The sequence below is a fragment of the Streptomyces olivochromogenes genome (assembly GCF_021538895.1).
Taxonomy (GTDB): Bacteria; Actinomycetota; Actinomycetes; order Streptomycetales; family Streptomycetaceae; genus Streptomyces; species Streptomyces olivochromogenes_A.
In genome coordinates, this window is record NZ_JADDRL010000082.1 from 16951 (window position 1) to 42759 (window position 25809).

General features: G+C 73.2%; 21 protein-coding genes. 14 read left to right on the forward strand and 7 right to left on the reverse strand.

Annotated elements, in window-relative coordinates:
* Positions 1-24: 24 nt before the first annotated feature.
* Complete coding sequence (locus tag IPZ69_RS32565) at positions 25-1557, reverse strand: SDR family oxidoreductase (protein WP_235458275.1); 1533 nt, start codon at positions 1555-1557, stop codon at positions 25-27.
* A gap of 336 nt (positions 1558-1893) precedes the next feature.
* On the opposite strand from IPZ69_RS32565, the gene IPZ69_RS32570 reads away from it, so the two are divergent.
* Entirely contained in the window at positions 1894-2064 is a 171-nt protein-coding gene (locus IPZ69_RS32570) for a hypothetical protein (protein ID WP_235458254.1), read from the forward strand.
* Here IPZ69_RS32570 and IPZ69_RS32575 read toward each other — a convergent pair.
* Positions 2061-3134 (reverse strand): acyl-CoA dehydrogenase family protein, encoded by a 1074-nt coding sequence (locus IPZ69_RS32575; protein WP_235458255.1) that lies wholly within the window; start codon positions 3132-3134, stop codon positions 2061-2063. The two genes, IPZ69_RS32570 and IPZ69_RS32575, sit on opposite strands and share 4 nt — an antisense overlap.
* A 168-nt stretch (positions 3135-3302) precedes the next feature.
* On the opposite strand from IPZ69_RS32575, the gene IPZ69_RS32580 reads away from it, so the two are divergent.
* The 9 genes from IPZ69_RS32580 to IPZ69_RS32620 all read left to right on the forward strand — a co-directional run bounded on the left by IPZ69_RS32580 (position 3303) and on the right by IPZ69_RS32620 (position 17128).
* Positions 3303-4625: an aldehyde dehydrogenase family protein gene (locus IPZ69_RS32580; protein WP_235458256.1), complete on the forward strand. Its 1323-nt coding sequence runs from the start codon at positions 3303-3305 to the stop codon at positions 4623-4625.
* Positions 4626-4754: 129 nt separating this feature from the next.
* Positions 4755-5576, forward strand: a complete 822-nt coding sequence (locus IPZ69_RS32585; RefSeq protein WP_235458257.1) for a hypothetical protein — start codon at positions 4755-4757, stop codon at positions 5574-5576.
* 17 nt (positions 5577-5593) lie between these two features.
* Entirely contained in the window at positions 5594-7666 is a 2073-nt protein-coding gene (locus IPZ69_RS32590; RefSeq protein WP_235458258.1) for a CHAT domain-containing protein, read from the forward strand.
* Complete coding sequence (locus tag IPZ69_RS32595; protein ID WP_235458259.1) at positions 7663-12789, forward strand: ATP-binding protein; 5127 nt, start codon at positions 7663-7665, stop codon at positions 12787-12789. The genes IPZ69_RS32590 and IPZ69_RS32595 overlap by 4 nt, the downstream gene beginning before the upstream one ends.
* Positions 12786-14096, forward strand: coding sequence for a hypothetical protein (locus IPZ69_RS32600; RefSeq protein ID WP_235458260.1), 1311 nt, complete (start codon positions 12786-12788; stop codon positions 14094-14096). Before IPZ69_RS32595 ends, IPZ69_RS32600 begins: the two co-directional genes overlap by 4 nt.
* Before the next feature lie 80 nt (positions 14097-14176).
* A complete protein-coding gene (locus tag IPZ69_RS32605; RefSeq protein ID WP_235458261.1) occupies positions 14177-14548 on the forward strand; it encodes a BlaI/MecI/CopY family transcriptional regulator in 372 nt (123 codons plus the stop codon).
* Positions 14545-15474 carry a M48 family metalloprotease gene (locus IPZ69_RS32610; protein WP_235458262.1) on the forward strand — a complete coding sequence of 310 codons (930 nt, stop codon included), beginning with the start codon at positions 14545-14547 and terminating at the stop codon, positions 15472-15474. The genes IPZ69_RS32605 and IPZ69_RS32610 overlap by 4 nt, the downstream gene beginning before the upstream one ends.
* 118 nt (positions 15475-15592) lie before the next feature.
* A complete protein-coding gene (locus tag IPZ69_RS32615) occupies positions 15593-15985 on the forward strand; it encodes a VOC family protein (protein WP_235458263.1) in 393 nt (130 codons plus the stop codon).
* A 63-nt stretch (positions 15986-16048) separates the two neighbouring features.
* The gene (locus IPZ69_RS32620) at positions 16049-17128 is read left to right on the forward strand and encodes an adenosine deaminase (RefSeq protein WP_235458264.1); all 1080 of its coding nucleotides are present in this window, start codon (positions 16049-16051) and stop codon (positions 17126-17128) included.
* Here the strand turns inward: IPZ69_RS32620 and IPZ69_RS32625 are convergent.
* From IPZ69_RS32625 to IPZ69_RS32635, 3 genes are all read right to left on the reverse strand, one after another.
* Positions 17110-17625 carry a mycothiol transferase gene (locus tag IPZ69_RS32625; protein ID WP_235458265.1) on the reverse strand — a complete coding sequence of 172 codons (516 nt, stop codon included), beginning with the start codon at positions 17623-17625 and terminating at the stop codon, positions 17110-17112. The two genes, IPZ69_RS32620 and IPZ69_RS32625, sit on opposite strands and share 19 nt — an antisense overlap.
* A gap of 27 nt (positions 17626-17652) precedes the next feature.
* Entirely contained in the window at positions 17653-19149 is a 1497-nt protein-coding gene (locus IPZ69_RS32630; RefSeq protein ID WP_235458266.1) for a carotenoid oxygenase family protein, read from the reverse strand.
* Positions 19150-19216: 67 nt separating this feature from the next.
* Positions 19217-20131: a LysR substrate-binding domain-containing protein gene (locus tag IPZ69_RS32635; RefSeq protein WP_235458267.1), complete on the reverse strand. Its 915-nt coding sequence runs from the start codon at positions 20129-20131 to the stop codon at positions 19217-19219.
* A gap of 111 nt (positions 20132-20242) precedes the next feature.
* On the opposite strand from IPZ69_RS32635, the gene mgrA reads away from it, so the two are divergent.
* On the forward strand, positions 20243-21235 hold the full coding sequence (gene mgrA, locus IPZ69_RS32640) for an L-glyceraldehyde 3-phosphate reductase (protein ID WP_235458268.1): 993 nt from the start codon (positions 20243-20245) through the stop codon (positions 21233-21235).
* Positions 21236-21269: 34 nt separating this feature from the next.
* Here mgrA and IPZ69_RS32645 read toward each other — a convergent pair whose 3' ends face one another.
* A complete protein-coding gene (locus IPZ69_RS32645) occupies positions 21270-22253 on the reverse strand; it encodes an oxidoreductase (RefSeq protein ID WP_235458269.1) in 984 nt (327 codons plus the stop codon).
* A 107-nt stretch (positions 22254-22360) separates the two neighbouring features.
* Between IPZ69_RS32645 and IPZ69_RS32650 the strand changes: the two genes are divergently transcribed.
* Complete coding sequence (locus IPZ69_RS32650; protein WP_235458270.1) at positions 22361-23278, forward strand: AraC family transcriptional regulator; 918 nt, start codon at positions 22361-22363, stop codon at positions 23276-23278.
* On the opposite strand, the gene IPZ69_RS32655 is transcribed toward IPZ69_RS32650, so the two are convergent.
* Positions 23268-23555, reverse strand: coding sequence for a DUF1905 domain-containing protein (locus tag IPZ69_RS32655; protein ID WP_235458271.1), 288 nt, complete (start codon positions 23553-23555; stop codon positions 23268-23270). The two genes, IPZ69_RS32650 and IPZ69_RS32655, sit on opposite strands and share 11 nt — an antisense overlap.
* Before the next feature lie 292 nt (positions 23556-23847).
* Here IPZ69_RS32655 and IPZ69_RS32660 point away from each other — a divergent pair, with 292 nt between their 5' ends.
* A complete protein-coding gene (locus IPZ69_RS32660; RefSeq protein WP_235458272.1) occupies positions 23848-24258 on the forward strand; it encodes a hypothetical protein in 411 nt (136 codons plus the stop codon).
* A gap of 95 nt (positions 24259-24353) precedes the next feature.
* Positions 24354-25809, forward strand: a 1456-nt coding sequence (locus IPZ69_RS32665; protein ID WP_235458273.1) for an FHA domain-containing protein, incomplete at its 3' end; no start/stop codon positions are given.

Genomic DNA, 25809 nt, shown 5'->3' on the forward strand with positions numbered 1-25809 from the left:
CGGCGGGCCCGGCGGATGCGGCTGTCAACGACCGGGTGCGCCTTCCTTCCTCGGGGTGAGCGGGCCGCGGCCCGCCGCCCGGGCGATGTTGCGGGCCATGCCGCCGAAGACGACGGCGTGGAAGGGGGAGACGCTCCACCAGTAGGCGTGGCCGAGCAGCCCGTGCGGATGGAACAGGGCACGCTGGCGGTACCGGCTGCCGCCGTTCCCGTCCCGTTCGGCGGACATCTCCAGCCAGGCCAGCCCCGGCAGCCGCATCTCGGCGCGCAGCCGCAGCAGATGCCCCGGCTCGATCTCCTCGACCCGCCAGAAGTCCAGCGAGTCGCCCACCCGCAGCCGCTGTGCGTCCCGGCGGCCGCGGCGCAGCCCGACCCCGCCGGCCAGCCGGTCGAGCCGGCCGCGCGCCGCCCAGGCGAGCGGGAAGGAGTACCAGCCGTTGTCGCCGCCGACCCCCTCGATCACCCGCCACAGGTCGCCGGCCGGTGCGTCGACCTTCGCCTCGCGCCGGTCGGTGTAGAGGCTGCCGCCCGCCCAGTCGGGGTCGGTGGGCAGCGGGTCGCTGGGCGCGCCGGGGACCGCGGCGGAGGTCCAGCGGGTGGTGACGCCGGCCTCGCGGACGCGTCGCAGGGCCAGCCGCACCGCCTCGTCGAAGCCGATGGGGTGCCCCGGCGGGTCGGGCACGTACCCGGCGATGTCGTGCTCGCGGCAGACGACCTCGTGGCGCAGCGACTCGGTCAACGGGCGGGCGAGGGACGCGGGGACGGGCGTGACCAGGCCGACCCAGTGACTGGACAGCCGGGGCGTGAGGACCGGCACGGGGAGGATCACCCGACGGGGGAGCCCCGCCACCGCCGCGTAGCGGAGCATCATGTCCCGGTACGTGAGGATGTCCGGGCCCCCGATGTCGAAGGCCCGGCTGACGTCGGCGGTCATGCGGGCGCTGCCGACGAGCAGGCGCAGCACGTCCCGTACGGCGATGGGCTGGATGCGGGTGCGCACCCAGCTCGGGGTGACCATCACGGGCAGGCGCTCGGTGAGGTAGCGCAGCATCTCGAAGGAGGCCGAGCCCGAGCCGATGATCACGGCCGCGCGCAGGACGGTCGTGGGCACGCCCGAGTCGAGCAGGATGCGGCCGACCTCCGCGCGGGACCGCAGGTGGGGCGAGAGCTCGCGGTCGGGCACCCGCGCCGGGGCGAGACCGCCGAGGCAGACGATGCGGCGCAGGCCGGCGGCCCGGGCCCGGTCCCCGAAGATCCGTGCCGCGCGGCGGTCGGTCTCCTCGAACCGCCGGCCCGTGCCGAGGGCGTGCACCAGGTAGTAGGCGACCTCGACGCCCCGCATCGCCTCGGCGACCGACGCGGCATCGGTGACGTCGCCCCGCACCACCTCCACGTCGCCCGCCCACGGGTGGTCGCGGAGCTTGCCGGGGGAGCGCGCCAGACAGCGCACCCGGTACCCGGCGGCGAGCAGCTCGGGCACGAGCCGGCCCCCGATGTACCCGGTGGCGCCCGTCACCAGACACCGCGGGCCTGCCGCGCCGGTGTGGTCCGACGCCATGTGCTCCCGCGCCATGGAGTCCGGTGCCATGCGGTCCGGCTCGGTGGACTCCCGTGCCATGCGGTCCGGCTCGGTGGACTCCCGTGCCGTGTTGCCAGGCTCGGTGTGGTCCCGCGCCATGTGCTCCGGTGCCATGTGGTTCCGCTCCATGGGTCTTGGATCCTCCGTGTCGGTGTCCCCCATGGGTCACTTCCACACGGACGCCCCGCGCGGATGCGCACGCCGCCGACGACCGAAATTGAGCTGGACATGTCCGCGTCGATCCGGGGCAGGCGAAGAGGAGGAGGCGGGCCGGGCGGACCGGCCACGCGTCGACGCCGGAGGTGAATCGCCGCTATGAGCGCGAAGGTGTTGGAACGGTTTCCGGCGGGGGCTCCGCGCGGATCATGGCCGGCGGAGGAGTACGCGGCCGCCCGGCGCGCGGAGGGGGAGCCCGCGACCGTGGTGATGGACCTGAACTCCGACGCGTTCCTCGTGGTGGTGCCCGCCGAGGAGGAGGCCGCCTAGGGCCAGGACACGCCGCCCTGCCGCGTCGCGGTCAGCGCGGCCAGATGGGCCCGGCGTACCTCGGCCGTCTGGCCCTGGATGAGCAGGAACATCGCCTCCCGGGCCAGCCGCTGGGCCGGGCTGCGCAGGTCCATGGCGCGCCCGCCGCCGGCCACGACCGCCGCGGTGGTCGCCGCGCGCAGCAGGTCGTACGCCCGTGTCTTGAGGCTCAGACGTTCCTCGATGCGCTCGTGCGGGACGGGGTGGTCGGCGAGCGCGTAGGCCCGCCGCCGCACCTCGTCCAGGTCGGCGCGCAGCGCGGCCGCCGGCTCCGCGCCCTGCGGGGCGTTCTCCAGGTCGCGCAGCGCCGCGTACGCCACCCCGAACACGGCCGGGGAGGTGTTGGTGCTGCGCGGGATGTCGATCCGGGCGAAGCTCTCGTGCGGGGTGCGCAGCACCACGGACTCCTCGGGCAGCCACAGGCCGTCCAGTTCCAGGGACACGGTCCGGGCGGCGGTGAGCGCGGCGAGCCGCATCGGCGGCGAGGGCCGCAGCCCCGGCCGCTCGCGCGCGTCGGCGAACGCGAACACCACGTCGCCCCGCTCGCAGACGCCCGCGAGCAGCATCACGTCGTTCAGGCCCCAGCCGGTGTACCAGGGCACGGTTCCGTCGAAGCGCCAGCCGCCCCGCTCCGCCGTGGCCCGCACCGGCACGCGGGGGAACCGACGGACATGGGCGTAGGCGATGCCGGCCATCAGCTCGCCGGTCGCCAGCGGACGCAACAGGCGCCCCCGCACGGGGAGTTCGGACTTCGCGAGCAACTTCACCGGCGTGTGGTGCTGCGTCTGCACGAACCAGGTGGAGCAGCACGCCCCCGCCAGGATCTCCGCGATCTCCCGGGCCACCGCGTCGGGCGCGCCCGCCCCGCCGTCCTCGCGCGGCGCGCTCACCCCGAGCAGCCCGGCGCGTCCGACGGCATCGATGTGGCTCGCGGGCACGCCCTCCTCGTCGACCTGACCGGCCCGCGGGGCGAGCAGGTCGTCCGCGAGCCGTCGGGCACGGGAGACGAGCGGATGTGCTGCGATGGTCATGCGGAGAATTCTTCCCGATCCGGTACGGCGGGGAGCGCGGACGCGACGACCCGGTACCGCGCGCCCGACCGGGCCTGGGAATATATTTTCGTTCCTGAAAGGTTGGCCTTTACATCTGACTGTTCGTACTCCGAAGCCGTAGGGCTCGAGCATCACCAGCGAGGCATCGTGAACCACTCCACCCCCGAGCAGCCCGCCGACGTCGTGGCCCGGCTGCGCGCCACCTTCCGCACCGGCCGCACCCGGCCCGTCGAGTGGCGCACCGGCCAGCTGCGCCGCCTGCGCGAGATGCTCACGGAGGGCGGCCCCGACCTGGCGGCCGCGCTCCACGCGGACCTCGGCAAGAGCTCCGCCGAGGCGTACCGCACCGAGATCGACTTCACGATCCGGGAGATCGACCACACCCTCGACCACCTCGACCAGTGGCTGCGCCCCGAGTCCGCGCCCGTCCCGGCGCACCTCGGCGACGACGCGACGGCCTGGACGCAGTACGACCCGCTCGGCGTCGTCCTCGTCATCGCCCCGTGGAACTACCCGGCCCAGCTCCTGCTCGCCCCGATGGTCGGTGCGCTCGCCTCGGGCAACGCGGTGGTGGCCAAGCCGAGCGAGCTGGCCCCGGCCACCTCGGCGGCGCTGGCCCGGCTCGTCCCGGCGTACCTCGACACGGACGCGGTCGCCGTCGTCGAGGGCGGCGTCCCGGAAACCACGGCCCTGCTGGCCGAGCGCTTCGACCACATCTTCTACACCGGCAACGGCACCGTCGGCCGCGTCGTCATGCGCGCCGCCGCCGAGCACCTCACTCCCGTCACCCTCGAACTCGGCGGCAAGTCACCGGTGTTCGTCGACCGCGGCACCGACCTGGACGTGGTCGCCGACCGGCTGGCGCGCGGCAAGTTCCTCAACGCCGGCCAGACCTGTGTCGCCCCCGACTACGTGCTGACCGACCCGGAGACCGCCCCCGCCCTCGAACGCGCCCTCGTCCGGGCCGTCGAGGCCCTGTTCGGCACCGACCCTGCGGCGAGCGCCGGGTACGGCCGGATCGTCAACGAACGGCACTTCGACCGGCTCAGCGGCCTGCTCGACTCGGGCCGGGTGGCGGTCGGCGGCGGCAGCGACCGGACGAGCAAGTACATCGCGCCCACCGTCCTCGCGGACGTGGACCCCGACGCGCCCGTCATGCGGGAGGAGATCTTCGGCCCCATCCTGCCCCTCGTCACCGTGCCGGACCTCGACGCGGCGATCGGTTTCATCAACGACCGCGACAAGCCCCTGGCCCTGTACGTCTTCTCCGAGTCCGACGACACCCGCCGCCGGATCGCCGCCGAGACCTCCTCCGGCGGCCTCGGCCACGGCCTGCCGCTCGCCCATCTCACGGTCTCCGACCTGCCGTTCGGCGGCGTGGGGGAGAGCGGCACCGGCAGCTACCACGGCCGCTACTCGATCGAGACGTTCAGCCACCGCAAGGCGGTGCTGGAAAAGCCGCTGGGCTGAGGCGCACGGCACGGTCCCGGCAGCAAAAACGTCACAGCGTAACGGAGTTGACCGGTTCCGTTACCCGCCGCCGTCCGGCGCAGTACGCTGCCGGGACCACACGGGGAGAGCACGACGCGGGGGACGCACATGAAGGACTCCTACCAGCTGTATCGGCATGCCGTCGACGACGTATGGAAGAAGTGGTGGGTGTCCTGGCCGCTCTCCCGGCGCGTCGAGCTGGGACAGGTCCTGGAGAACGCCGACGGCGACATTCGCAGCGCCGGCAGCCTCACCGACCACGGCGTCCCCTTCACCGCCCGCCCGGGCACCCCGCACAACGACTACACCTACGACGCGCGGGGCTCCGCGTCCGTGACCTTCAAGGCCGCCGGGGCCGCCGCGGACGGCTTCAGCGCCCTGGCAGCCGCCGACTTCGGCGCACGCGTCGGCTTCGAGAAGGGCGACACCGCCCTCGTCGTCTACCGCGGCCTGACCGAGAACGGTGTCGAGAACACCCGCGCCCTGGCCGCGGCACTGGTCGGCCGCGGCTGGGACGACTGGGACGACACCCTGCTCGCCGTCACCGACGTGGTCACCGCCGCCTCCGGCGTCGTCCTGACCGCCACGGACGCCGCGAGCGAGGCCGAACTGCGCTTCCAGGCCGGCGCGGGGCCCGGCGTGCCCACCCTCGCGGACGTCACGGCCGCCGCGGCCGTGGCCTGGCGCCGCCACATCGGTCTGGAGTGGCTCGCGACCGACGTCACCCCCTTCTACCGGGTGGTCCGCCTCCGCAAGAACTGGTTCGGCAAGGTCAAGAAGGACTACGGCCCCCGTCAGCCCGGACGGGGCGCCGCGCAGGTGCCCGTACCACCGATCCTGCTGGAAGAGGCGCAGGACGATCCCGAAGCCGTGCTGGAACCGGTGGAGCCGGACGAGCAGCCGCTGCCGCCCCACGACGCCACGCACTAGCGGTCCACGGGGGCACCATGGCACACGACACGGCGAAGACGCCGACGGAAGCGGTCCTGCGGCTCGTCGGCGCGGCGAACGGCACGGACAGGACCACCGTCACCCTCTCGGTGGACGGCCGCGAGGTGGGGGCCGCACCTCTGGGCGTCCTGGAGCGGACCGAGGACCTCATGACGGTCTTCGACCGCGGCGTGGGTGACAAGGACCGGGAGCACGCGGGCGACAAGCTGTACGGGGCGCTGCTCGGCACAGGGCTGGACGAGCACTGGGCCGATCTGCGCAAGTGCGGCACCGCGCGCCGGCCCCTGCGCGTCCGGCTGGACGTCGAGCCCCTCGAACTGCGCTGCCTGCCCTGGGAGTTGCTCCGGCACCGGGGGCAGTGGCTGTGGCGTCGGCAGGAGCTCCTGTGGAGACGCGGCATCGACGACGACCCCCTCGGCGCCGGGGAGTTACGCGAACTCGGGCCGCTGCGCGTGCTCGTCGTGGTGTGCCAGCCGCCCGACGACGACCGGCTGCTGGCCGAACGGGAGATCGCCGCGATATCCGGGGCCCTGGAGTCCGCCCCGGGCCGCACCTACCTGGAGATCCTCGACGCACCGCGTGACGCGGGCCAACTGTCCGCGTGCATAGACGAGTTGCGCCCCCACATCGTGCATGTCATCGGCCACGGCATGCCCCGCCCGGGATCGGACAGTCCCGTCGTCGTCTTCCCCGCGGACACCCGCGACGGACCCGACGAATGGCTGCTCGCCGCGGGGGATGTCGCCGATCTGACCGACTGGAAGCCCCCGCTGGTGGTGCTCAACGCCTGCCACGCGGGCAAGGCCGACCCCGCCGACCTGATCGGCGGCATGGCCCGGGCCTTCCTGGACGCGGGAACCCGGGCCGTCGTCTCGATGCAGGACGACATCGAGTCCGACGCCGCGGTCGTCTTCGCGGAGAAGTTCTACACGGAACTGAGCTGTGCCCGCGCCGTGGACGACGCGGTGGCCGCCGCCCGCTCCGAACTCGCCAGACGCCCGGCCAGCCGCGGGTCCTGGGCGTTGCCGGTGCTGCTCACCCGGACCGCCCCCGGCCTGGTCCTGCCCGTCGATCACCTGCCGCCACCGGGCGGCTCGGTCAAGGGCATCGACCAGTGCAAGCAGTACCAGGAGCTCCGCCGTTTCGTGGGACGCACCGACGAACGACGGCGCGCCTGGTGGGCGCTGGACGACCCGGCGCTCGTCCCGAGCGGCACGGACCGGCCCGTTCTGGTGATCGGCGGCCACTCGCAGACCAACAGCGAACACACGGGCAAGACCTGGCTCACCAACTGGTGCCTGGTCACCTGGTTCCTGCGCGGGCACCACATCGTCTCGGTCGACCTCAAGGAACCGCTGGCCCACCCCGCCGGCGCAGCCGCCGCCGGACCGCCCACCCGGCACAAGGACTGGCTCTCGGTCCTTCGCCTGATCCGCCAGGAGGCCACCTCCCCGAGCCAGTTGTGCCGGCTGCCCGAGACGGCGTTCGGCACCTTCAACGCCGTACTCAACCGGCTGGCGGCCTCGGCCACCCCGGGCGACGGTGAGCCGGAACCGGCCGAGGACGCCTGGCTGGCCTTCGACGACGAGGTAGGGGATCCCTACGACAAGCGCAAGACGCACATCATGGACGCGTTCCTCGACGCGCTCAGGACCGCCGCCGACGGACGGCCCATGGTGATCGCGCTCGACCACGCCGAGACCATCATGCGGGGCGACTTCGTCAACGTCCTGTACAAGGGGCTGGTCTCGCCGGTCGCCTACGGTCACGCCGCCCCGCTGCGGCTCATCGTGGTCGGCCGCGACGCCTGGCTGAACGAGGTGCTCCCGGAGGCCGACTCGCACATGCTGGGACGGGTGAGCGTCGGCGACTTCGAGAGCGACCAGTTCATGCGGCTCGCCCGCGCCTACGCGAGACGCCTCGGCGTTCCCCCCGACGAGGGCATCGAGGACCTGCTCGAAATGATCAACGGGCAGCTGGCTCCGCACTTCAGTGTCACGACCTTCGAGTCGATCCGCGCGATCCTGCCGACATGGCGAGAGGCCCGACCACAGGGAGCCGGCCGATGACGGACGCACTGGCGGACCTCACCCGTCGACTCGCCGCCGGCGAGAGCCTGGAGGACATCACCCGCTCGCTGCGCCCGCCGGACTGGGCCCCCGTGCTGCGCGCCTGCGCCGTGGCACGCTCCTTCGACGCCGACCTGTACGAGGACGTCCTGCGGCACACGGCCGCCGGGCGAGGGCCGGACAAACCGCCCACCCTGACGGAACTGGTCGACGCCCGCGCCGTGGAGCCCGTGGTCGGGGCGCCGGGGACGTACACACTGTCGGAGACCGACCGCAGCGCGTACTTCCTCGACTGGATCAGTGACGGCGCCGACGGCGAGGCGGCCCCCGCCGGACTGCTGGCCCTCGACCGCGCGATCGGTGAGCGCCGCCGCGCGGACGGCGACCACGCCGAAGCGGTACGGCACCTCCTGCTGCCCGAACCCGACGAGGCCGTCGCCCTCTTCGAGGAGCAGTTCGCGGCGGCCGACGCCCGCCGCGACTTCGCGGCCTGCCAGGATCTCGTCGACATCCTCGGCGACGCCGACCGGCTGCCGTTCGTTCCCCCCGCGATCGCCGAACTCGGCATGGACCGGGCCGGATACGTGCGGGCCCGCGACCACTGGGCGGCCGACTACGCCCGCTCCGCCCAGTTCCTGCAGCCCGCGAGACTGGCCGCCGACGCCGACCGGCTGCTTTCCGGGCGGCGCCGGGTCTGGCACGTGCACGCCCCCGGAGGCGCCGGCAAGACCATGCTGCTGCGCTGGCTGGTGGCCCGGTACTGCGTGCCCGCACCCCGTGACGTCCCGTGCGCCCGCATCGACTTCGACGTCGTGAACCCGCACTCCGTGGGACGTCATCCCTGGCTCCTGCTGCTGGAGATCGCCGAACAGTTCGGCCGCCGGCTGCCCGGACGGCTCTTCGAGTCGCTCGCCGGCTACGGCGTCTACCGGATCCTGCTGGACCGCCGGCCCTCCGAGACCGCGCGCGAGGTCGCGAGCGCCGTCGACCGCCTCGACAGCTCGGCGGTCGAGAACGAACTCCTCGCGGCCTTCGCCGAGCGTCTCAACCCGGCCCTGGCCGGCCGTCCGGCCGTCCTGGTCGTGGACACGACCGAGGAACTCCTGCTGCACGGCCACCCCGAGACCGAACGGCTCCTGCGGATGCTCGGCTCGCTCCTGCAGCGCTGCCGCGGACTCCGCCTGATCCTGGCCGGCCGCCACGACCTGCGCACCAGCATCCCCGAGGCGCTCAGGGCGTTCCCGAGCAGGGACGTCAAGCACGTCCAGGTGCGGCCGTTCAGCCCGGTGCAGGCCCGCCAGTACCTGACCGGCATGCGCGGCATCACGGACCAGTGCCTGGTGCAGGTCGCGACGGACAAGGCACGCGGGCTCCCCTTCGCGCTGGCCCTGCTCGCCGACCTCATCGAGCACGACCCCGACATCACCGCCGAGCAACTCGCCTCCTGCGAGGAGCCGTTGGTGCGCTACCTCATCGAGCGGGTGGTGCAGCGCATCGACGACCCCGGGGTGCGCTGGCTGCTGCGGTACGGCGTGATCCCCCGGCGCCTGCGCAAGGAGGACGTGCGTACCGTCATGCGCTCCTGGCTGGCCAAGGGCATCACCGACCGGTCCGAAGTGGACGACCCGCGCCTCGACGCCCACCATCTGCGGGGCAGGGAGGACGTCTTCCCGTTCACCGCCGCCGAGCCGACGGACGACGACCTGGAGCGGACCTGGCAGCGGCTCCTCGCCTACGCGTCCAGGTCCTCCTGGGTCTCCCGGCACGCGGGCGACGACGACACCGTCGTCTTCCACATCAACGTCCTGGCGCCGATGCGGCTGCTGATCTCCGGCCACGAGGTCTTCAAGGAGCTCCACCACGCCTTCGCAGCCCACTTCGACGCCCTGGCCGAATCGGATCCCGAGCAGTGGGGCGCGTACGTCAAGGAGGCCACGTACCACCGGTTCCAGGCGGGTGATCCGAACGCGGAGAGCCAGTGGCGGGAGGCGTTCTCGGCGTCGTACGACGGGGATGATCCGGAGCTGATGCGGGAGCTGTGCGAGGAACTGCTCGGCGACGAGTACCTGGACGGGGGCCGGCCCCGGCCGCGGGCCGACGGGCAGCCCCTCATCGGCCGGCGCACGGTGGTCCTGGCTCACCTGGGCGCGGCGATGGCGGTCCTGCGCGGCCGGACGAACGACTCCTCGGGCGTCGCCCCCCTGTTCCTGCTCACCCTGGCCAACTCCTCGGATCCGGCCTGGAGCGAGATCGAGCGCCATCTGTCCCGCGTCGAGCGACTGGTCGCGGAGTCGGACGAGCCGATCGACCTGCGCGGGGCCGACACCCTGCTGCGGGCCCTGGTCCTCGTCGGGCGGCAGCAGCACGAGGAGGCGTCCGAGCTGATCCGCACCTTGTTGGAGAGCGAGCTCCCGGCTCCGATCCAAGAGGGCCTGCAGATGATCCTGGCCACCATCCAGACCCAGCTGAACGACCCCGAGGCCGAGACCACCTTCCGCAACGCGATGTCGCGCGCCCGGGCCAGCGGCCGCGTCGCGGACGAGGCCGCGATCTCCCGGCAACTGGCGCACGTCCTGGAGGACCGGGGCCGGGTCGACGCGGCCATCGAGGTGCACCGGGAGGTGGCGGCGGCGGAGACCCTGGCGGGAGCGCACGCGGCGACCAAGAACCGTGCCCTGCTGAGCCTGGCCCGCGTGGAACTCCAGACCTACGCCCCGCACTCGGCCCTGGGCACGCTGCGGGACATCGACCTGACCGCGCTGCCGCCCACCGACCAGGTCGAGGCGCTCCAGTACGAGGCGCAGGCCCACCAGTTCCTCTTCCGCTCCAAGCTGGCCCTCGACGCGCTCGACCGGGCGGACCGCGTCGCACTGGCGGACATCGGCGATGCCACCCGGTACCGGTGCCTGGCCTGGACCGCGCTGCAACGCGGGGTGTTCGAGGGCCAGTTGCTGTCGGTGGACGAGGCCGAGCGGTCCTTCGACCGAGCCGCCGCGCTGTGGTCCGACCTCGGCTACCCCGAGGGTCATCCGCAGTCACTGCTGCTGTACGCCCAGTACCTCGTGCAGGAAATGGGCGACCTGCGCAGGGCGGCGCAGACCCTCGAACTCGTGCGGGCCGTGGACACCTCGGGTGAACTCGCCGTGCGGACCGCGCTGTTGTGGCACACACTCGCCGAGCGGGGCTTCGAGGTGCCCGACGACTCGCTGCTCAGCGTTCCACGCGGCTCGCAGAAGGACCTGCTTGAGGGGGGAGTGGCCGCCGTGCTGGCCGATCCCGGCCGGGCCCCCGACCTGGCGGACGCCCTCTCCGCCGTGGAGGCGCCGACGGCACGCGTCGCCGCGCTCCTCGGGCTGAGCCTGTGCCGCACCCCGGAGCGGCAGCCACGGCCCGGACTCGACCTGCTGCGACCGCTGTTCGAACCGCTGCTGCACACCGAGAGCCCCGATCTCGACCACTACGTGCGGTTGACCCGCCTGGCGGAGTTCGAGCGGGTGTCGGGACGCCCCGAGGAGGCCGCCCGACTGGTGGCGCGGGCCTATCCGGCGCTGTGCGAGGCAGCCGGCGACGACCCGCTGCCCCGATGGCGCTGGGCCCGGGCCCAGATCCGCTGCGGCGGGGCGCCGGAGGGCGACCTCAGCCGGTCCCTGCGCCGCGACGTCGAAGCGGCACCGCCCCTGCTGCGCGCCGCCGCGACCTGGCTGACGGCCTCGACGGAACCGGACACGAAGGCCCGGCAAACACTGCTGCACAGCGCCGCCGAGCACCTCAGCGAGGTGCAACGGCCCTCCTGCTGGGCGCAGTCCGTCCTGCGCGCCACCGGCGAGGAGAACCAGGACCTGTCCGTCCTGCGGGCCGCGCAGCGCATGTCGGAGGTGCTCGGCTACCCGGCGCCGGAGCCGGAGCCGGTCCCGCCCTCCTCGTTCCTGCCGGTCGTGGTCCGGCCCGAGCACGAGCACGTCTACCGCGTGCTCCCCGGGTGGGGGAGTGCCTCCCCCCTCGTGCACGCGGCCCACGCGCTGGCCGAGAACTGGCTGGGAGTCGCGTACGACAACGGGGTGCGGCTCTCGCGGGAGTCGACGGGCGGTCCGCCGGTCCGCTGCGCGCAGGTGCAGGCGGACGAGCCCTGGTCGCACGCGTTCCCCTGGGAACTCCAATTCCGGCACGAGCAGGGGGTGCCCGTGTACCGCACCCTGCCCCGGGCCGCGGAGACCGCCGACGTCCGGGCCGTACAGGCGGCCCTCAACACCCAGTCGGTCACCAAGGTGGTCACCGACGGCGTCTGGGGCTCGCTCTCCCAGCGGGCGCTCTTCGCCGCCGCGGGTGCCCTGCTCGGTCTGGGCCCGCTCGGCGTGGTCGACGCGGAGGTGGCGGCGGCCGTGCTGATGCGGAACTACCGGCGCCGCGCCAGGGAACAGAGCGGTCCGAGCGCGGTGGTCGTCGCCTGCGATCCCCCCTCCGACAACCGCACGCTCGCGGCCTCCGCGTACGCCTCCACGCGCTCGGTCGTCGGCGCCTACACCGCGCACGGGGTGCCCGTCCGCGAGTTCCGGTCGCCGGGCAGCCTCCCGCGGCTCAAGCAGCCTCCCGCCGTCCTTCACGTGAGCGCTCCGCTGCGCCTGCGCGGCGGCACGACTCCCTGCTTCGACCTGTCGTACGGGGAACTCAGCCCCCGGGAGCGGCTGAGCCGCACGGTCACGGGAGCCGATCTGGATCCGGACGGGCTCATCGCCTGGCTGCGGCAGTTCGACCCCGGCACCCAGCCGCTGGTCGTCCTCGACCCGCCCCGCCCCGGATCGGCGGCCGACATCCCGCTGCAACTGATGCTGCGCAACCTGTTCGCGGCGTCGCTGTTCTCCTCCGGACACGCCCCCGCCGTGCTCGGGGTGGGACTGCTGGGCGGCGCCAGGAGCGCCCAGACGAGCCTGGTGGCGCGGGCCGTGCGGGCGGACGCGCCGCTGCTGCGGACGTCCGAGGAACTGCGCGGCCTCGCCCGGGCCGCGGACGGCCTCGCCTCCTGGGGCGAGGACCATCTGGAACACCTCTGCGTCTCGCTGTTCGCCAGCCCCGCGGCCCTGCGCGTGTACGAACCCGACCCGGAACCGGAGCCGACGAGCTCATGAGCGATGTCTCGACGACCGGGGGCCTGACCGTCGACCCCGGACATCCCGCACGCCGCGAGGCCGAGGTGCGGCATCTGCTCGCCGGGCTGGAGGCGGAGCTGGCCGACTGGGCCGAGGCCGCGAAGGCCCGGGGTCCGATGGAGAAGCACCGGTCGCAGATCGAGAGCGCGGTACGGGTCGTCTCCGCCGCCCTCGGCCGGCTCCGGGACATGCCCGCGGCCGAGCGGCGGGACAGGGCTCCCGAACTCGTCCTCGACCTGCACCATCTGTGGGACTTCTTCCGCGGCAAGTGGGCCATGCGGCACATGCCCCGACAGCGGCGGTTCCTCGACGTGGCCGACGAGCTGGCCTGGGCCGTCTACGACCCGGTGCGGCGGGCGGCGGCCCCGCGCCAGGCCCTTCGCGAGCCTCCGCTCACCTTCCTCAACCGCCATCCCGTGCCCTTCGCCGCCGCACGCGGCAGCGACTTCGAGGAACTGCTGCCGTCGGGGCGGCAGCGCACCATGGCCGGCCGCCGGGCCAGCCGGCACCTGCCGTTCCCCGTGATCGGCATCCCCTGGTCGGCGAGCCACCACCTGCCCTCGCTGCTCGCGGTCGCCCACGAGACCGGCCACCACATCGAGGACGACTTCGGCCTCACCGAACCCCTGCGCACGCGCCTGCGCGAGCACGCGCGGCTCTCGCCGGAACGCCTGGCCGTGTGGGAGGGCTGGGCCGGCGAGGTGTTCGCGGACGTGTGCGCGACGCTGGCCTGCGGCGTGGCGTACGCATGGGCCCTGATCGACGTGCTCGCCGCCCATCCGGCGGCCGCCGAGGGCAGCGCGGAGTACCCGCCGCTCGCGCTGCGGGTGCTGGTCTGCCGGGCCGCGCTCCCCGACGGCGAGAGCGCCGGCCTGCCGGGCGCCGCGCACGACGCCGAGGCGCGGGCCGTGGTGGACGCCCTGACCGGTACGGGCTTCGAGGAACTGGGCGGCGCGACCCTGCCCGCACTGCTGGGCCTGCGCCGCCCGGCCGAACTGCACGACGCGAGCCGCAACCTGCTCGCCGGGACGGGGTCCCGGCGCAACGACGTGCCCGGAGTGCTCTCGGCGGCGACCCTCGCCTTCGTCGCGGACCCGGACGCGTACGACCTGAAGAAGGGGTACGACCCCAAGAACGCAGGGGAGCGGGCCCTTTCCGAGGTCCTGGCCCTCGTACCGAAGGGACCGCGCGCCGCCGCGGCGTCCCCGCCCCGGCGCGCCGAACGCGACGCCCTGGCCGGTCACGAGCTCTTCGACCTCTTCGACCGGCTGCGCGCCGACGGCTGACCGGACCGGGCGCCCGGGTGACTACAATCGGCCAGGCGGTCTACTGGACTGTAGACGAAGACAGGGTGAGGATCGTTCCGATGACCGACGCGAAGGACGAACGCCGGCCGGCCGGTGAGCTCGAAGCGAGCGTCATGGCCGCGCTCTGGGCCGCCGGTGCGCCCCAGACGCCCGGCCAGGTGCAGCTCAGCCTCGGCGCGGGCCTGGCGCGCACCACGGTGACCACGATCCTCTCCCGCCTGCACGAGAAGGGGATCGTGGACCGGCAGCGCCAGGGCCGCGGCTACGCCTACGTCCCCGTGCAGGACGCCCAGGGGCTCACCGCCCGCCGGATGCACACCGAGCTCGACCGGGACAGCGACCGGGAAGCGGTGCTCGCCCGCTTCGTCGCCCAGCTCAGCCCCGACGACGAGCGCGTCCTGCGTGATCTGCTGGAACCGGGGGAGCGATGACGGCCCTGCTGCTCCTGCCGCTCCTGCTGCCGTGCGCCCTGCCGCCGCTGGCCCGGCGGGCCCTGGACCGGCTGGCGCCCGCCGCCGCTCTCCGGACGATCACCGCCGCGGCCGTGGTCCTCGCGGGCTGCTCGGTGACCGCGCTCGGCGCGTTCGTCCTCACCGGGCTGCTCAAGCTGCCGGTCTTCGCCGCACTCGGTGAACTCGTCCACCCGCTGCGCACCGCCTCCGACCTCTTCGTCGCCCCGGCCGCCGCCACCTCCGTAGGAGCCCTCGCGGTGGGTGCCTGGACGCTCGTGCGCTCGGTGCTGCGGCAGAGCCGCGCGCTCCGCGTGGCCCGCACGGCGGCCGGGTGCGGTCCCGCCGCGGGCGACCTGTGCGTGGTCGACTCTCCGCACCCGGACGCGTACGCGCTGCCCGGGCGCCCGCACCGCATCGTCGTCACCACCGCGATGCTGCGCACCCTGGACGCCGACGAACGCGAGGTGCTGTTCGCGCACGAGCGGGCGCACAACGCGGGCGGCCACCACTACTTCCTCGCCGCCGCCGAACTCGCGGCCCACTGCCACCCCGCGCTGCGCCCGGTCCGCGAGAGCATCCGGCTCGCGGCCGAGCGCGCGGCCGACGAGGCCGCCGCCGACGCCGTCGGCGACCGGCGCCTGGCCGCCCGCGCCATCGCCCGCGCGGCCCTCGCGGGCCGGGCCGCGCCCGCCGTACGGCCGGCGTTCCTCCCCGCCGCCACGACCGGCCCCGTTCCGCTGCGCGTCCGGGCCCTGCTGTCCGACCGGCGCGACTCGCCGCGCGCGGCCGCCTGGATCGCGGCCCTGGTGATCGCCTGCGCCACCGTCTCGTGCGTCGCCTCGGCGACCGGGATGATCGACTTCCACCACCGCGTCGAGGTCGCGCAGGGCGACGAGCGGGCCTGAGCGGCCCTCGGCACGCCGGCCCCCTTCCACCCCTTCGAGGACGCTCCAAGAGGTGACTGGCGTCCGCGAGGTTTTACGTATAACCTCACCCGTCAACCACACTCACCGAAAGGTCCCGATGAGACGCGTAGCCCTGGTCACCCTCGTCGTCGACGACTACGACGAGGCGCTCCGCTTCTACACCGAGGCCCTCGGATTCCGGCTCGTCGAGGACGCCCCCCGCCCCGACGGCTCGCGCTGGGTGGTCGTCGAGCCGGGCCCGGAAGGGCAGGGAACCGGACTGCTGCTCGCCCGGGCCAAGGGCGAGGGCCAGCGCGCCCGGATCGGCGACCAGACCGGCGGGCGGGTCGGCTTCTTCCTGCACACCGACGACTTCGCCCGTGACCACGCCCGGATGGCCGCCGCCGGTGTGACCTTCCTGGAGGAGCCGCGGCACGAGCCGTACGGCACCGTGGCCGTCTTCCAGGACCTGTACGGCAACCGCTGGGACCTGCTCCAGCCCGCCGACTGAGCTTCCCTCCGCCGAACGCTCCCACCGCCGCATCGAATCGCCCCGCTCAAGGAAAGACCCGCTATGACTGCTACGCGCGTAGACGCCGACGTGATCCGCCGCCTCCCCAAGGCCGTCCTGCACGACCACCTCGACGGCGGCCTGCGCCCCGCCACCGTCATCGAGCTCGCGGCCGCGGTCGGCCACACGCTGCCCACCACCGACCCGGACGAGCTGGCCGCCTGGTACTACGAGGCCGCCAACTCCGGCGACCTGGTCCGCTACATAGCCACCTTCGAGCACACCCTCGCCGTCATGCAGAACCGCGAGGGCCTGCTGCGCGTCGCCGAGGAGTACGTCCTGGACCTCGCCGCCGACGGCGTCGTCTACGCCGAGGTGCGCTACGCCCCCGAGCTGAACACCAAGGGCGGGCTGTCGCTGAGCGAGGTCGTGGAGACCGTCCAGGAGGGCCTCGCCACCGGTATGGCCAAGGCGGCCGCCGCCGGCACCCCCGTCCGGGTCGGCACCCTGCTCTGCGGCATGCGGATGTTCGACCGGGTCCGCGAGGCCGCCGACCTGGCCGTCGCCTACCGCGACGCCGGTGTCGTCGGCTTCGACATCGCCGGCGCCGAGGACGGCTTCCCGCCCGCCGACCACCTGGCCGCCTTCGAGCACCTGCGCCGCGAGAGCGTGCCGTTCACCATCCACGCCGGCGAGGCCCACGGCCTGCCCAGCATCCACCAGGCCCTCCAGGTGTGCGGCGCCCAGCGCATCGGCCACGGCGTGCGCCTCACCGAGGACATCCCCGACCTCGCGGCCGGCAAGCTCGGCCGCCTGGCCGGCTGGGTGCGCGACCGCCGCATCGCGCTGGAGATGTGTCCGACGTCCAACCTCCAGACCGGCTGCGCCACCTCGATCGCCGAGCACCCCATCACCGCCCTGAAGGACCTCGGCTTCCGGGTCACCGTCAACACCGACAACCGGCTGGTGTCCGGTACGACCATGACCCGGGAGATGTCCCTGCTGGTCGAGGAGGCGGGCTGGACGGTCGAGGACCTGCGCACGGTGACGGTGAACGCCCTCAAGAGCGCGTTCATCCCGTTCGACGAGCGAGGCGCCCTCATCGAGGACGTGGTCCTGCCGGGTTACGCGGCCGCGCTCTGAAGCAGCCCCCGCAGATAGGCGGCCTGTCCGATGTGCTGAAGGTCGTCGGACAGGACGCTGACCAGCCGGACGCCCAGGGTGACCGGCGGGTCCCAGCGCTCGTCCACGACGCGTTCGAGGTCCTTGGCGGGCAGCTCGCGCAGCACCCCGAGGCTCTGCTCGTGCACGGCGTCGTAGTACCCGGTCAGCAGGTCGGCGGACTCGACCCGCACCTTGGCGACCTTCGCGGCGCTGTGGCCGTACCCCGTGTCATGGCGCGGCAGGTCGAGTCCGAAGCGCTTGTCCCAGCCCTGTGACAGCCACACCTGGTCGAGGTCGAAGGCCCCGGCCACGTGGTCGTCCTGGACCCGGGCGAGGTGCCAGACCAGCCAGGCGACGGAGTTGGCGGCGGGGGCCGGACGGGCGTGCAGGTCGTCCGGCCCGAGGCCGTCGAGGGTGGCATGGACTTCTTCTTGGATGCGGCCGTAGCCGTCGATGAGGATGTCCCTTGCATGCATGCGTCCACCATCGCGCATCGCGGGCCGTCATGCGTCCGGAATCCAGCTCCCGTGGAAGCCCAGCGGCACCCGGCCCGGCAGCTGGATCCGGGCCACCGGCTCGCCCGTGAAGTCCTGCGCCGAGAGGATCACCAGATCTGACGCCCCGCGGTCCGGGTTGTGCACGTACGCGAGCGTGTACCCGTCGTCCTCGGCAGCCCGCCGGTCCGTGGGATCCCTCGGTACGAACACCGCCTCGCCCGCGGCCGCGTCCCTGGGCAGCCGGTGCACCTGGGTGGCGCCGCGCAGCAGGTCGTGCTTGATGAGGGCGTTGGAGAAGGCCCGGTCGGGTGGATCGCCGTCGGCCGTCAGGTATGCGAGCGTCATGTCGGCCGCCGCGGCCGAGTAGCCGTAGCGGTGCCGGCGGGAGACCAACGCCTCGTTCACCCGCGGGAATTCCTGCGGGCGGTCGTCCAGGACGCGCTGCCGTACGCGTCCGTGACGCAGGTCTACGGTCCACCGTTCCAGCTTCGCCGTGCCCACCGCGCTCGGGCCGTCCGAGCCGAGGCCCGCGACATGGAAGGGGGCCGGGTAGGTCGTCAGGTCGACGACCACGGACGAGCCCTCGTCGTAGGCGTTGAGGGTGTGCGAGTGGAAGACGGGATCGACGGCGAACCAGCGCACCGGGCCGCCGGCGCGCGGCATGACGCCCACGCGCGTGGGGTGTTGCCGGTTCCAGACGTAGGGCACCGGGGCGCCGCGTTCGGCCGCCGCGGCATCGAAGGTGACCGGGATGTCGAAGAGCACCACATGCTTCTCGGTGAGCGCGAAGTCGTGCATCATCGGCGCGTCCGCCACCGGGATGCGCGTCGTGCGGGCGACGCGGCCCGACGGCTCCACGACCAGGTGCCGCACGTGGTCCCAGGCCGGGTAGTAGGAGATCGCGTGCAGTTCGCCGGCGCACACGTCGTACTTCGTGTGGGCGGCGAACGCGCCCTCCAGCGTGCCGTGGAAGTCGTGGGTGCCCACCGTGCCGAGTTCCTCGTCGAGTTCGTACGGCAGCGGCCCGCTCTCCTGGAGCGCGAGGACGCGTCCCCGGTACGGGATCACGTGCGTGTTGCAGGGGAAGTCGTCCGGCGGGACCGGGCCCGGGTAGGGCTCGCCGAGCTTGTGGGCCACCTGCGAGGAGCGCACCCAGCGGTTGCGGTACCACTCCGCCCGGCCGTCGCGCAGCCGGACGCCGTGCACCATGCCCTCACCGAGCATCCAGTGGTGGGCGCGCGGATCCTCCAGGCCCAGCACGTTGGGGCCGTTGCGCAGGAAGCGGCCGCTCAGCTCGCGGGGGACGCGGCCGACGACCGGGAGGTCGAAGGCCGTGAGTTCCTCGGTGACGGGCGTGAACGCCCCTTCTAAGAATGGATAATGACGGTTCGTCATAAGTTGCTCGCGGGCCATCGCCCGCTGGTCCGCCATGGCCGTCAGCGCGCCCGCCGCCGCGATCCCCGCCGCGCCGCGCAGCACGCTCCGCCGTGTGTGTTCCGCCATCTCGCCTGCTCCAGACCGTGGTTGCCGGGTGGGACGGTCACGAGTCTGCGGCGCCGGGGGGCCGAGGTCAGGAGGGGTGGGCCCCGTCCGGGGGTGTCTCCAGGCCCCCTGTTTCGAGCAGGGTGATCAGCGCGCGGGCCGCCGGGCTGGTGGCCGTCTCGGGCGGCAGCAGGGCGACCGTCTCGTACGCCGCCTCGCCCCCGCCCTTCAGCGGCAGCGCCGTCAGCGAGGGGCGCTTGTGCCGGAAGTGCCGGGGTACGACGGCGATCCCGAGGTTCTCGTCGACCAGGTCCAGGAGGCTGTGCACGTCGTTGACCTCCAGTGCGACCGTGCGGTGGATCCCGGCCGCGGCGAAGGCGGCGTCCGTGGTGCGGCGCGGGCCCCAGTCGGGATGGAAGTCGACGAAGACCTCGCGGCCGAGGTCGTCCGGCGCCACCGCCGCACCGGCCGTGGCGAGCCGGTGGCTGGGATGGCACAGGACGGTCATCGGCTCGCTCGTCAGCGACACCGAGCGCAGCTGGTCCGAGTCCGCCCGGGTCCGGTAGGCGAAGGCCAGGTCCAGCCGTCCGGCCGCGACCTCCTCGGCCAGCGCGCCCGAGCCCGCCTGCCGCAGCCGGATCTCCACGTCGGGGTGCCGCCGCCGGAACGCGGCCAGCAGTCCCGCCACATGCACCCCGGCGATGCACTGCTCGGTGCCCAGCGCCAGCGTCCCGCGCAGTACGCCCTGCACCGCGGCCACCGCCTCGTGCGCCGCCCGGACCTGTGCCAGGATCCGCTCGGCCTCGGCGAGGAGCGCCCGCCCGGCCTCGGTCAGGGTCACCCGGCGGGTGGTGCGCACGAACAGCGGCGCCCGCAGCTCCCGCTCAAGGGCCCGGATCGACGCCGACAAGCCGGACTGGGACACCAGCAGCCGTTCGGCGGCACGGGTGAAGTGCTGGTCCTCGGCGACCGCGACGAAGTGCTGGAGGTGGCGCAATTCCATGATTAAGAAGCCTAGCCGCACAATTCCATCGGATTCTTCTGTTGGACCGCTGTACCCGGCCCGGGGAAGAGTGGAACCGGTAGATCCTGTGTCCACCCCTCTGGAGTCGCGTTGTACACCGCACACCCCGACCGCTACGCCGACATGCCCTACCGGCGCACCGGACGCAGCGGCCTGAAGCTTCCCGCGCTGTCGCTCGGCCTGTGGCACAACTTCGGCCCCGACCGCCCGGTCGAGACCCAGCGCGCCATCCTGCGCCGCGCCTTCGACCTCGGCGTCACCCACTTCGACCTGGCCAACAACTACGGCCCGCCGCCCGGCGCCGCCGAGTCCGCCCTCGGCGAGGCACTCGGGGCGGACTTCGCGCCGTACCGCGACGAGCTGGTCATCTCCACCAAGGCCGGGTACCTGATGTGGCCCGGCCCGTACGGCGAATGGGGCTCGCGCAAGTACGTGCTGTCCTCGCTCGACCAGAGCCTGAAGCGGATGGGCCTGGAGTACGTCGACATCTTCTACTCGCACCGCCCCGACCCAAAGACTCCGCTGGAGGAGACGATGGGCGCCCTGCACTCCGCGGTCCAGCAGGGCAAGGCGCTCTACGTCGGCCTCTCCAACTACTCGGCGGAGCAGACCCGCGAGGCCGCCCGCATCCTCGGCGAGCTGGGCACCCCGCTGCTCATCCACCAGCCGCGCTACTCGATGCTCGACCGCCGCCCCGAGGGCGAGGGCCTGCTGGAGGCGCTCGACGAGCTCCAGGTCGGCTCCATCGCCTACTCCCCGCTGGAGCAGGGCCTGCTGACCGGCCGCTACCTGGACGGCATCCCGGAGGACTCGCGGGCGGCGAGCGACAGCCCGTTCCTGAACTCCGACGCCGTCACCGAGGACCTCGTCGGCCGGCTGCGCGCCCTCGACGAGATCGCCAAGTCCCGCGGTCAGACGCTGGCGCAGCTGGCCCTGGCCTGGGTGCTGCGTGGCGGCCGGGTCACCTCCGCGCTCGTCGGCGCGAGCAGCCCGCGGCAGATCGAGGACAGCGTCGCGGCCGCCCGCAACCTGGACTTCGACGCCGAGGAGCTGGCGCGGATCGACGCGATCGTCGAGCCGTAGAGGGTCGACGCGATCGTCCGGCCGTGGCCGAGGGTCAGGCCGTGAGGCGCTCGCTCGCTTCCCAGAGGCGGGCGGCCGCCTCCGGGTCGACCGCGTACGGCAGCACGCCGGGCAGGGCCGAGCCGGAGCGCCACTCGGCCTCGCCGTCGGCGGTCACCACCGGGCTGATGTCGCAGTTCTCGCAGTAGACCCCGCCCAGTCCGGCGAGCTGAGGGCTGGTCGCGCACCACACGCTGGTGGCCGCTCCCTGCTGGACGGTCTTGAACTGCCGGGCGGGGTCGCGAATGGGACGGCCCTGTTCGTCGAGGGCGCCGGCCGCGCGCAGGGCCTCCTCGGAGAGGTGCTTGGCCAGACCGGTGTCGATGATCATGCCGGGGTGCACGGAGAAGGCCCGCACACCCTCCGCCGCGCCCCGCCGGTCCAGCTCCACCGCGAACAGCGCGTTGGCCGTCTTGGACTGGCCGTACGCGAGGAACGGCTCGTAGGGCCGCCGCTCGAAGTGGAGATCGTCGAAGACGACCGGGGAGAACCGGATGCCCCGCGAGGACACCGGGACGACCCGCGCCCCGTCGGCCGCGACCAGCGCGGGCCACAGCCGGGCGACCAGCTGGAAGTGCCCCAGGTGGTTCGTCGCGAACTGCGACTCGTATCCCCGGGCGTCCCGGGACAGCGGGGCCGCCATGATCCCCGCGCTGTTGACGAGGATGTGCAGCGGGCGGCCGGAGGCCAGGAACCGCGCGGCGAAGGCGTCGACCGACGCCGGGTCCATCAGGTCCAGCCGCTCGATCTCCACCCCGTCCACCTCCCGCAGCGCGGCCGTGGCCCGTGCGGGGTCCCGGGCCGGGACGACGACCTCGGCGCCCGCCTCCCGCAGGACCCAAGCCGTCTCCAGGCCGATGCCCGAGTAGCCGCCGGTGACGATCGCGACCTTGCCGGTCAGGTCGATGCCCTTGATCACCTCGTCGGCGGTGGAGGCGGGGCCGAAGCCGGAGGGGAGGGGCTGCTGTGCGGTGGTCATACGGGTGTCTCCTCGGAGTCGGGTGTGGGCCTTCCCCGCCACCGTAGAACCGCCGATCCGTACGATGAATGCTTGAGAGTCCGCATTACTTGCGCGACAGTACGAGCATGTCCGGAGATCCCCTGTCCGACGCCCTCACCGTCGCCGACGCCCGCAGCGTGTTCTCCGGCGGCTTCACCGCCGGCGGGGACTGGGCCCTGCGGCTGCGGGGGCGCGACCGGCTGAAGGTGAACGCCGTGGTGCGGGGCCGCTGCCTGCTGGTCCGCGACGGCGGCGGTGAACCCGTGGAGCTGGTGGAGGGCGACCTCGTGGTCTCCGACGGCAGACGGCCGTACGTGCTGTGCGGCGCCCCCGGAGTCGAGCCCCTGGAGTCGCGGGAGGTCACCGTGGACCCCGGGACCGGGATGGCCCGGATCGGCGAGGGCGAGGACGTCGTGTGCGTCTCCGGGCACATCGACCTCAGCCGGGACAGCGGCGACCTGCTCCGCCGGGCGCTGCCCGAGCTCGTCCGCGTGCGCGCCGACGCGGCCGAGGCGCCCGTACTGCGCTGGCTGGTCGGGCAGCTGGCGGGCGAGATGACGGCGGGCCGGGCCGGCGCCCTGTTCGCGACCGACCAGCTGGCCCAGCTGATCTTCGTCCAGGTGCTGCGGGTCTGCCTCACGGAGGCCGACGGGCTGCCACCCGGCTGGCTGCGCGCCCTCGCCGACGAACGGCTCGCCCCGGCCCTGCGCCTGATGCACGGCGACCCCGCCCACCCCTGGACGCTGGAGGAGCTGGCGCGCGCGGCGGCGATGTCCCGCACCACCTTCGCCGTGCGCTTCAAGGAGGTGGCCGGGGAGCCGCCCCTGACCTACCTGCTGAACTGGCGGATGAGTCTGGCCGCCCGTGCCCTTCGGCAGGACACGATGCCCGTCGCCGCCCTCGCGCGCTCGGTCGGCTACACCTCCGAGAGCGCCTTCAGCAACGCCTTCAAACGCACGATGGGGGTCGCGCCGAGGCGCTACCGCGACACCGTCAGGAGCTGAGCCGCTCCTCCGCCCGCACGGTGACCGTGTCGCCCTCCGCCTTGCCGATGGCCTTGCGCACGTCCGCCTTCACGGGCAGCTTGTGCGTGCCGTCGCCCAGGGCCATGAAAGAGCTCCGGAAAGGATGTCCGTCGATCGTGCCGCGGATCTTGACGAGTCCGCGGGTGCCGAAGAATTCGACGGACTTCGGCCACACGACGTACGTCCAGCCGCCTTTCTCGGGGCTCTTGAGCAGGACGGCGGTGAATTCCGCGGTCGCTTTTCCGGTGATCGGCATGGTGTCCTCCGCTCGCGGTGGTTCTCTTCTGCCCTGTGGAAGAGGGGACCGCCGCGAGCGGGGAAACTCATCGCCGACGGCGCGGTCAGGCCCTCGCCGGCAGTCGCCGACCCCGCCGACACCGCATTTCGGCCAGGGACAGCGGTGAATATGCCAGGAGACTGGCCGGAAAGTCATGGTGACAGTGATTCAAGAGTGAAGATACTCAAACGCCAGGGGCACTTCACCGCATACGAGCCGCACGGAAAGCGAGGCCGGGTCGGCAAACGGGCAACGCGACGGGGGAGTGATCGTGCACGACGAATTCCTGTGCCATGTCACCGCGTACGGCACGTGCGGCGGACGGCGTATCGGCGTACCGCTCGGCACCTACCGCGCGCCCACCCTGGCACTGGCGCTGTGGTGGCTGCGGGACCGGGCCCTGTGGATCGCCGAGCGGCTCGATCCGCTCCCCGAGAACCCGCGCTTCCCCCACGGCTCGCTCGTCCCGGTGGCCGACACCGTGACCGACGTGCCCGGCGTGCTGCGCGCCTGGTGCGCCGACGCGTTCCAACAGGAGCTCGTGGCCGACGAGTTGGCGGGCGGACGGCTGGTGCGGATCGCCGCCCACGACGACACCACCGAGTACGAGCTGCTCGCCGAGTCCATCGACGCCCTGCGCATGCAGCGCACCATCCCGGCGCTCGTCGTCCCCGTCGCCTGACCCACGACAGTGGCCGACCGGAGCAGCCTCGGCCGGGGCCGCCGCGGCCCACGCCGACCAGGCGCACATGTGAGCGAATCGGTACAATTCTGGCCATGGCGGAGCGTCCGGTCGCCCCGACTGCGCCCGAACTCGTGCTGGAGACCGACACGGGCTCCACGGTGATGACCCCGGGCCGGGACTACCACGTCGGTCGCGACCCGTTGTGCGAGATCGTCCTCGACGATGCCCGGGTCTCCTGGCACCACGCGGTGCTGCGGACCGATGACGGTCACTGGACGCTGGAGGACGAGGACAGCACCAACGGCACCTACGCGGACGGCCGCCGCATCCACGCGCGCGGCGTCGGACCGGGCAGCGTGATCCGCTTCGGCAACCCCGCCGACGGTCCCCGCGCGATCCTGCTCGGCCGTGCCGCGCCCGCCGCGGACCGCCCGTCGGCCGTCTCGATGCCCGCCCTGACCAGCACCTTCCGTCGGCCAGCCCATGTGCGGGAGCTGCCCGCCCGCACCCTGCGCCTGGGCCGGGCCCCCGACAACGACCTCGTCGTCGACGACCTGTCCGTCTCCCGCCGGCACGCCGAACTGCGCTCGCACGAGGACGGCACCTACGAGATCGTCGACCTCGGCAGCCACAACGGCACCTTCCTCAACGGCCGCCCCGTCACCCACGCCTCGATCGGCCCCGGCGACATCATCGGCATCGGCCACTCCTCGTTCTGCCTGGTCGGCGACGTGCTGCAGGAGTACGTCGACACCGGCGAGATCTCCCTCGACGTCCAGGACCTCACCGTCGCCGTCGACCGCGGCAGCAAGATCCTCCTCGACGACGTCTCCTTCCCGGTCGGGGAGAAGTGCCTGCTCGCGGTCGTCGGACCGAGCGGGGCGGGCAAGTCCACCCTGCTGGGCGCCCTGACCGGGCAGCGCCCCGCCGACCGGGGCACGGTCCTGTACGACGGCCGCGACCTGTACCGCGACTACGCCGAACTGCGCCAGCGCATCGGCCTGGTGCCGCAGGACGACATCCTGCACGCCCAGCTGACCGTGCGCGCCGCCCTGTCCTACGCCGCCGAACTGCGCTTCCCGCAGGACACCGCGCGGGAGGAGCGCCAGGCGCGGGTCGACGAGGTGATCCGGGAGCTCGGCCTGGAACAGCGCGCCGGACAGGCCGTGCACAGCCTGTCGGGCGGCCAGCGCAAGCGGGTCAGCGTGGCCCTGGAACTGCTCACCAAGCCGTCGCTGCTCTTCCTCGACGAACCGACCTCCGGACTCGACCCCGGCATGGACCGGTCCGTGATGCAGATGCTGCGCGGCCTCGCGGACGACGGCCGCACGGTCATCGTCGTCACCCACAGCGTCCTCAGCCTCGACGTGTGCGACCGGCTCCTGGTGCTCGCGCCGGGCGGCAAGGTCGCGTACTACGGGCAGCCGGACGACGCCCTCGCCTTCTTCGGCTTCGAACAGTGGCCGGAGGCCTTCGAGGCCTTCGAACGGGACCGCGACCGGGACTGGGCGGGGGAGTACCGGGACTCGCCGTTCCACCGGCACTACG

Coding starts and splice junctions, on each gene's coding strand:
- IPZ69_RS32565 (WP_235458275.1), bottom strand. CDS start 1,557: ATGGCGTCGGACCACACCGGCGCGGCAGGCCCGCGGTGTCTGGTGACG.
- IPZ69_RS32570 (WP_235458254.1), top strand. CDS start 1,894: ATGAGCGCGAAGGTGTTGGAACGGTTTCCGGCGGGGGCTCCGCGCGGA.
- IPZ69_RS32575 (WP_235458255.1), bottom strand. CDS start 3,134: ATGACCATCGCAGCACATCCGCTCGTCTCCCGTGCCCGACGGCTCGCG.
- IPZ69_RS32585 (WP_235458257.1), top strand. CDS start 4,755: ATGAAGGACTCCTACCAGCTGTATCGGCATGCCGTCGACGACGTATGG.
- IPZ69_RS32590 (WP_235458258.1), top strand. CDS start 5,594: ATGGCACACGACACGGCGAAGACGCCGACGGAAGCGGTCCTGCGGCTC.
- IPZ69_RS32595 (WP_235458259.1), top strand. CDS start 7,663: ATGACGGACGCACTGGCGGACCTCACCCGTCGACTCGCCGCCGGCGAG.
- IPZ69_RS32600 (WP_235458260.1), top strand. CDS start 12,786: ATGAGCGATGTCTCGACGACCGGGGGCCTGACCGTCGACCCCGGACAT.
- IPZ69_RS32605 (WP_235458261.1), top strand. CDS start 14,177: ATGACCGACGCGAAGGACGAACGCCGGCCGGCCGGTGAGCTCGAAGCG.
- IPZ69_RS32610 (WP_235458262.1), top strand. CDS start 14,545: ATGACGGCCCTGCTGCTCCTGCCGCTCCTGCTGCCGTGCGCCCTGCCG.
- IPZ69_RS32615 (WP_235458263.1), top strand. CDS start 15,593: ATGAGACGCGTAGCCCTGGTCACCCTCGTCGTCGACGACTACGACGAG.
- IPZ69_RS32620 (WP_235458264.1), top strand. CDS start 16,049: ATGACTGCTACGCGCGTAGACGCCGACGTGATCCGCCGCCTCCCCAAG.
- IPZ69_RS32625 (WP_235458265.1), bottom strand. CDS start 17,625: ATGCATGCAAGGGACATCCTCATCGACGGCTACGGCCGCATCCAAGAA.
- IPZ69_RS32630 (WP_235458266.1), bottom strand. CDS start 19,149: ATGGCGGAACACACACGGCGGAGCGTGCTGCGCGGCGCGGCGGGGATC.
- IPZ69_RS32635 (WP_235458267.1), bottom strand. CDS start 20,131: ATGGAATTGCGCCACCTCCAGCACTTCGTCGCGGTCGCCGAGGACCAG.
- IPZ69_RS32645 (WP_235458269.1), bottom strand. CDS start 22,253: ATGACCACCGCACAGCAGCCCCTCCCCTCCGGCTTCGGCCCCGCCTCC.
- IPZ69_RS32650 (WP_235458270.1), top strand. CDS start 22,361: ATGTCCGGAGATCCCCTGTCCGACGCCCTCACCGTCGCCGACGCCCGC.
- IPZ69_RS32655 (WP_235458271.1), bottom strand. CDS start 23,555: ATGCCGATCACCGGAAAAGCGACCGCGGAATTCACCGCCGTCCTGCTC.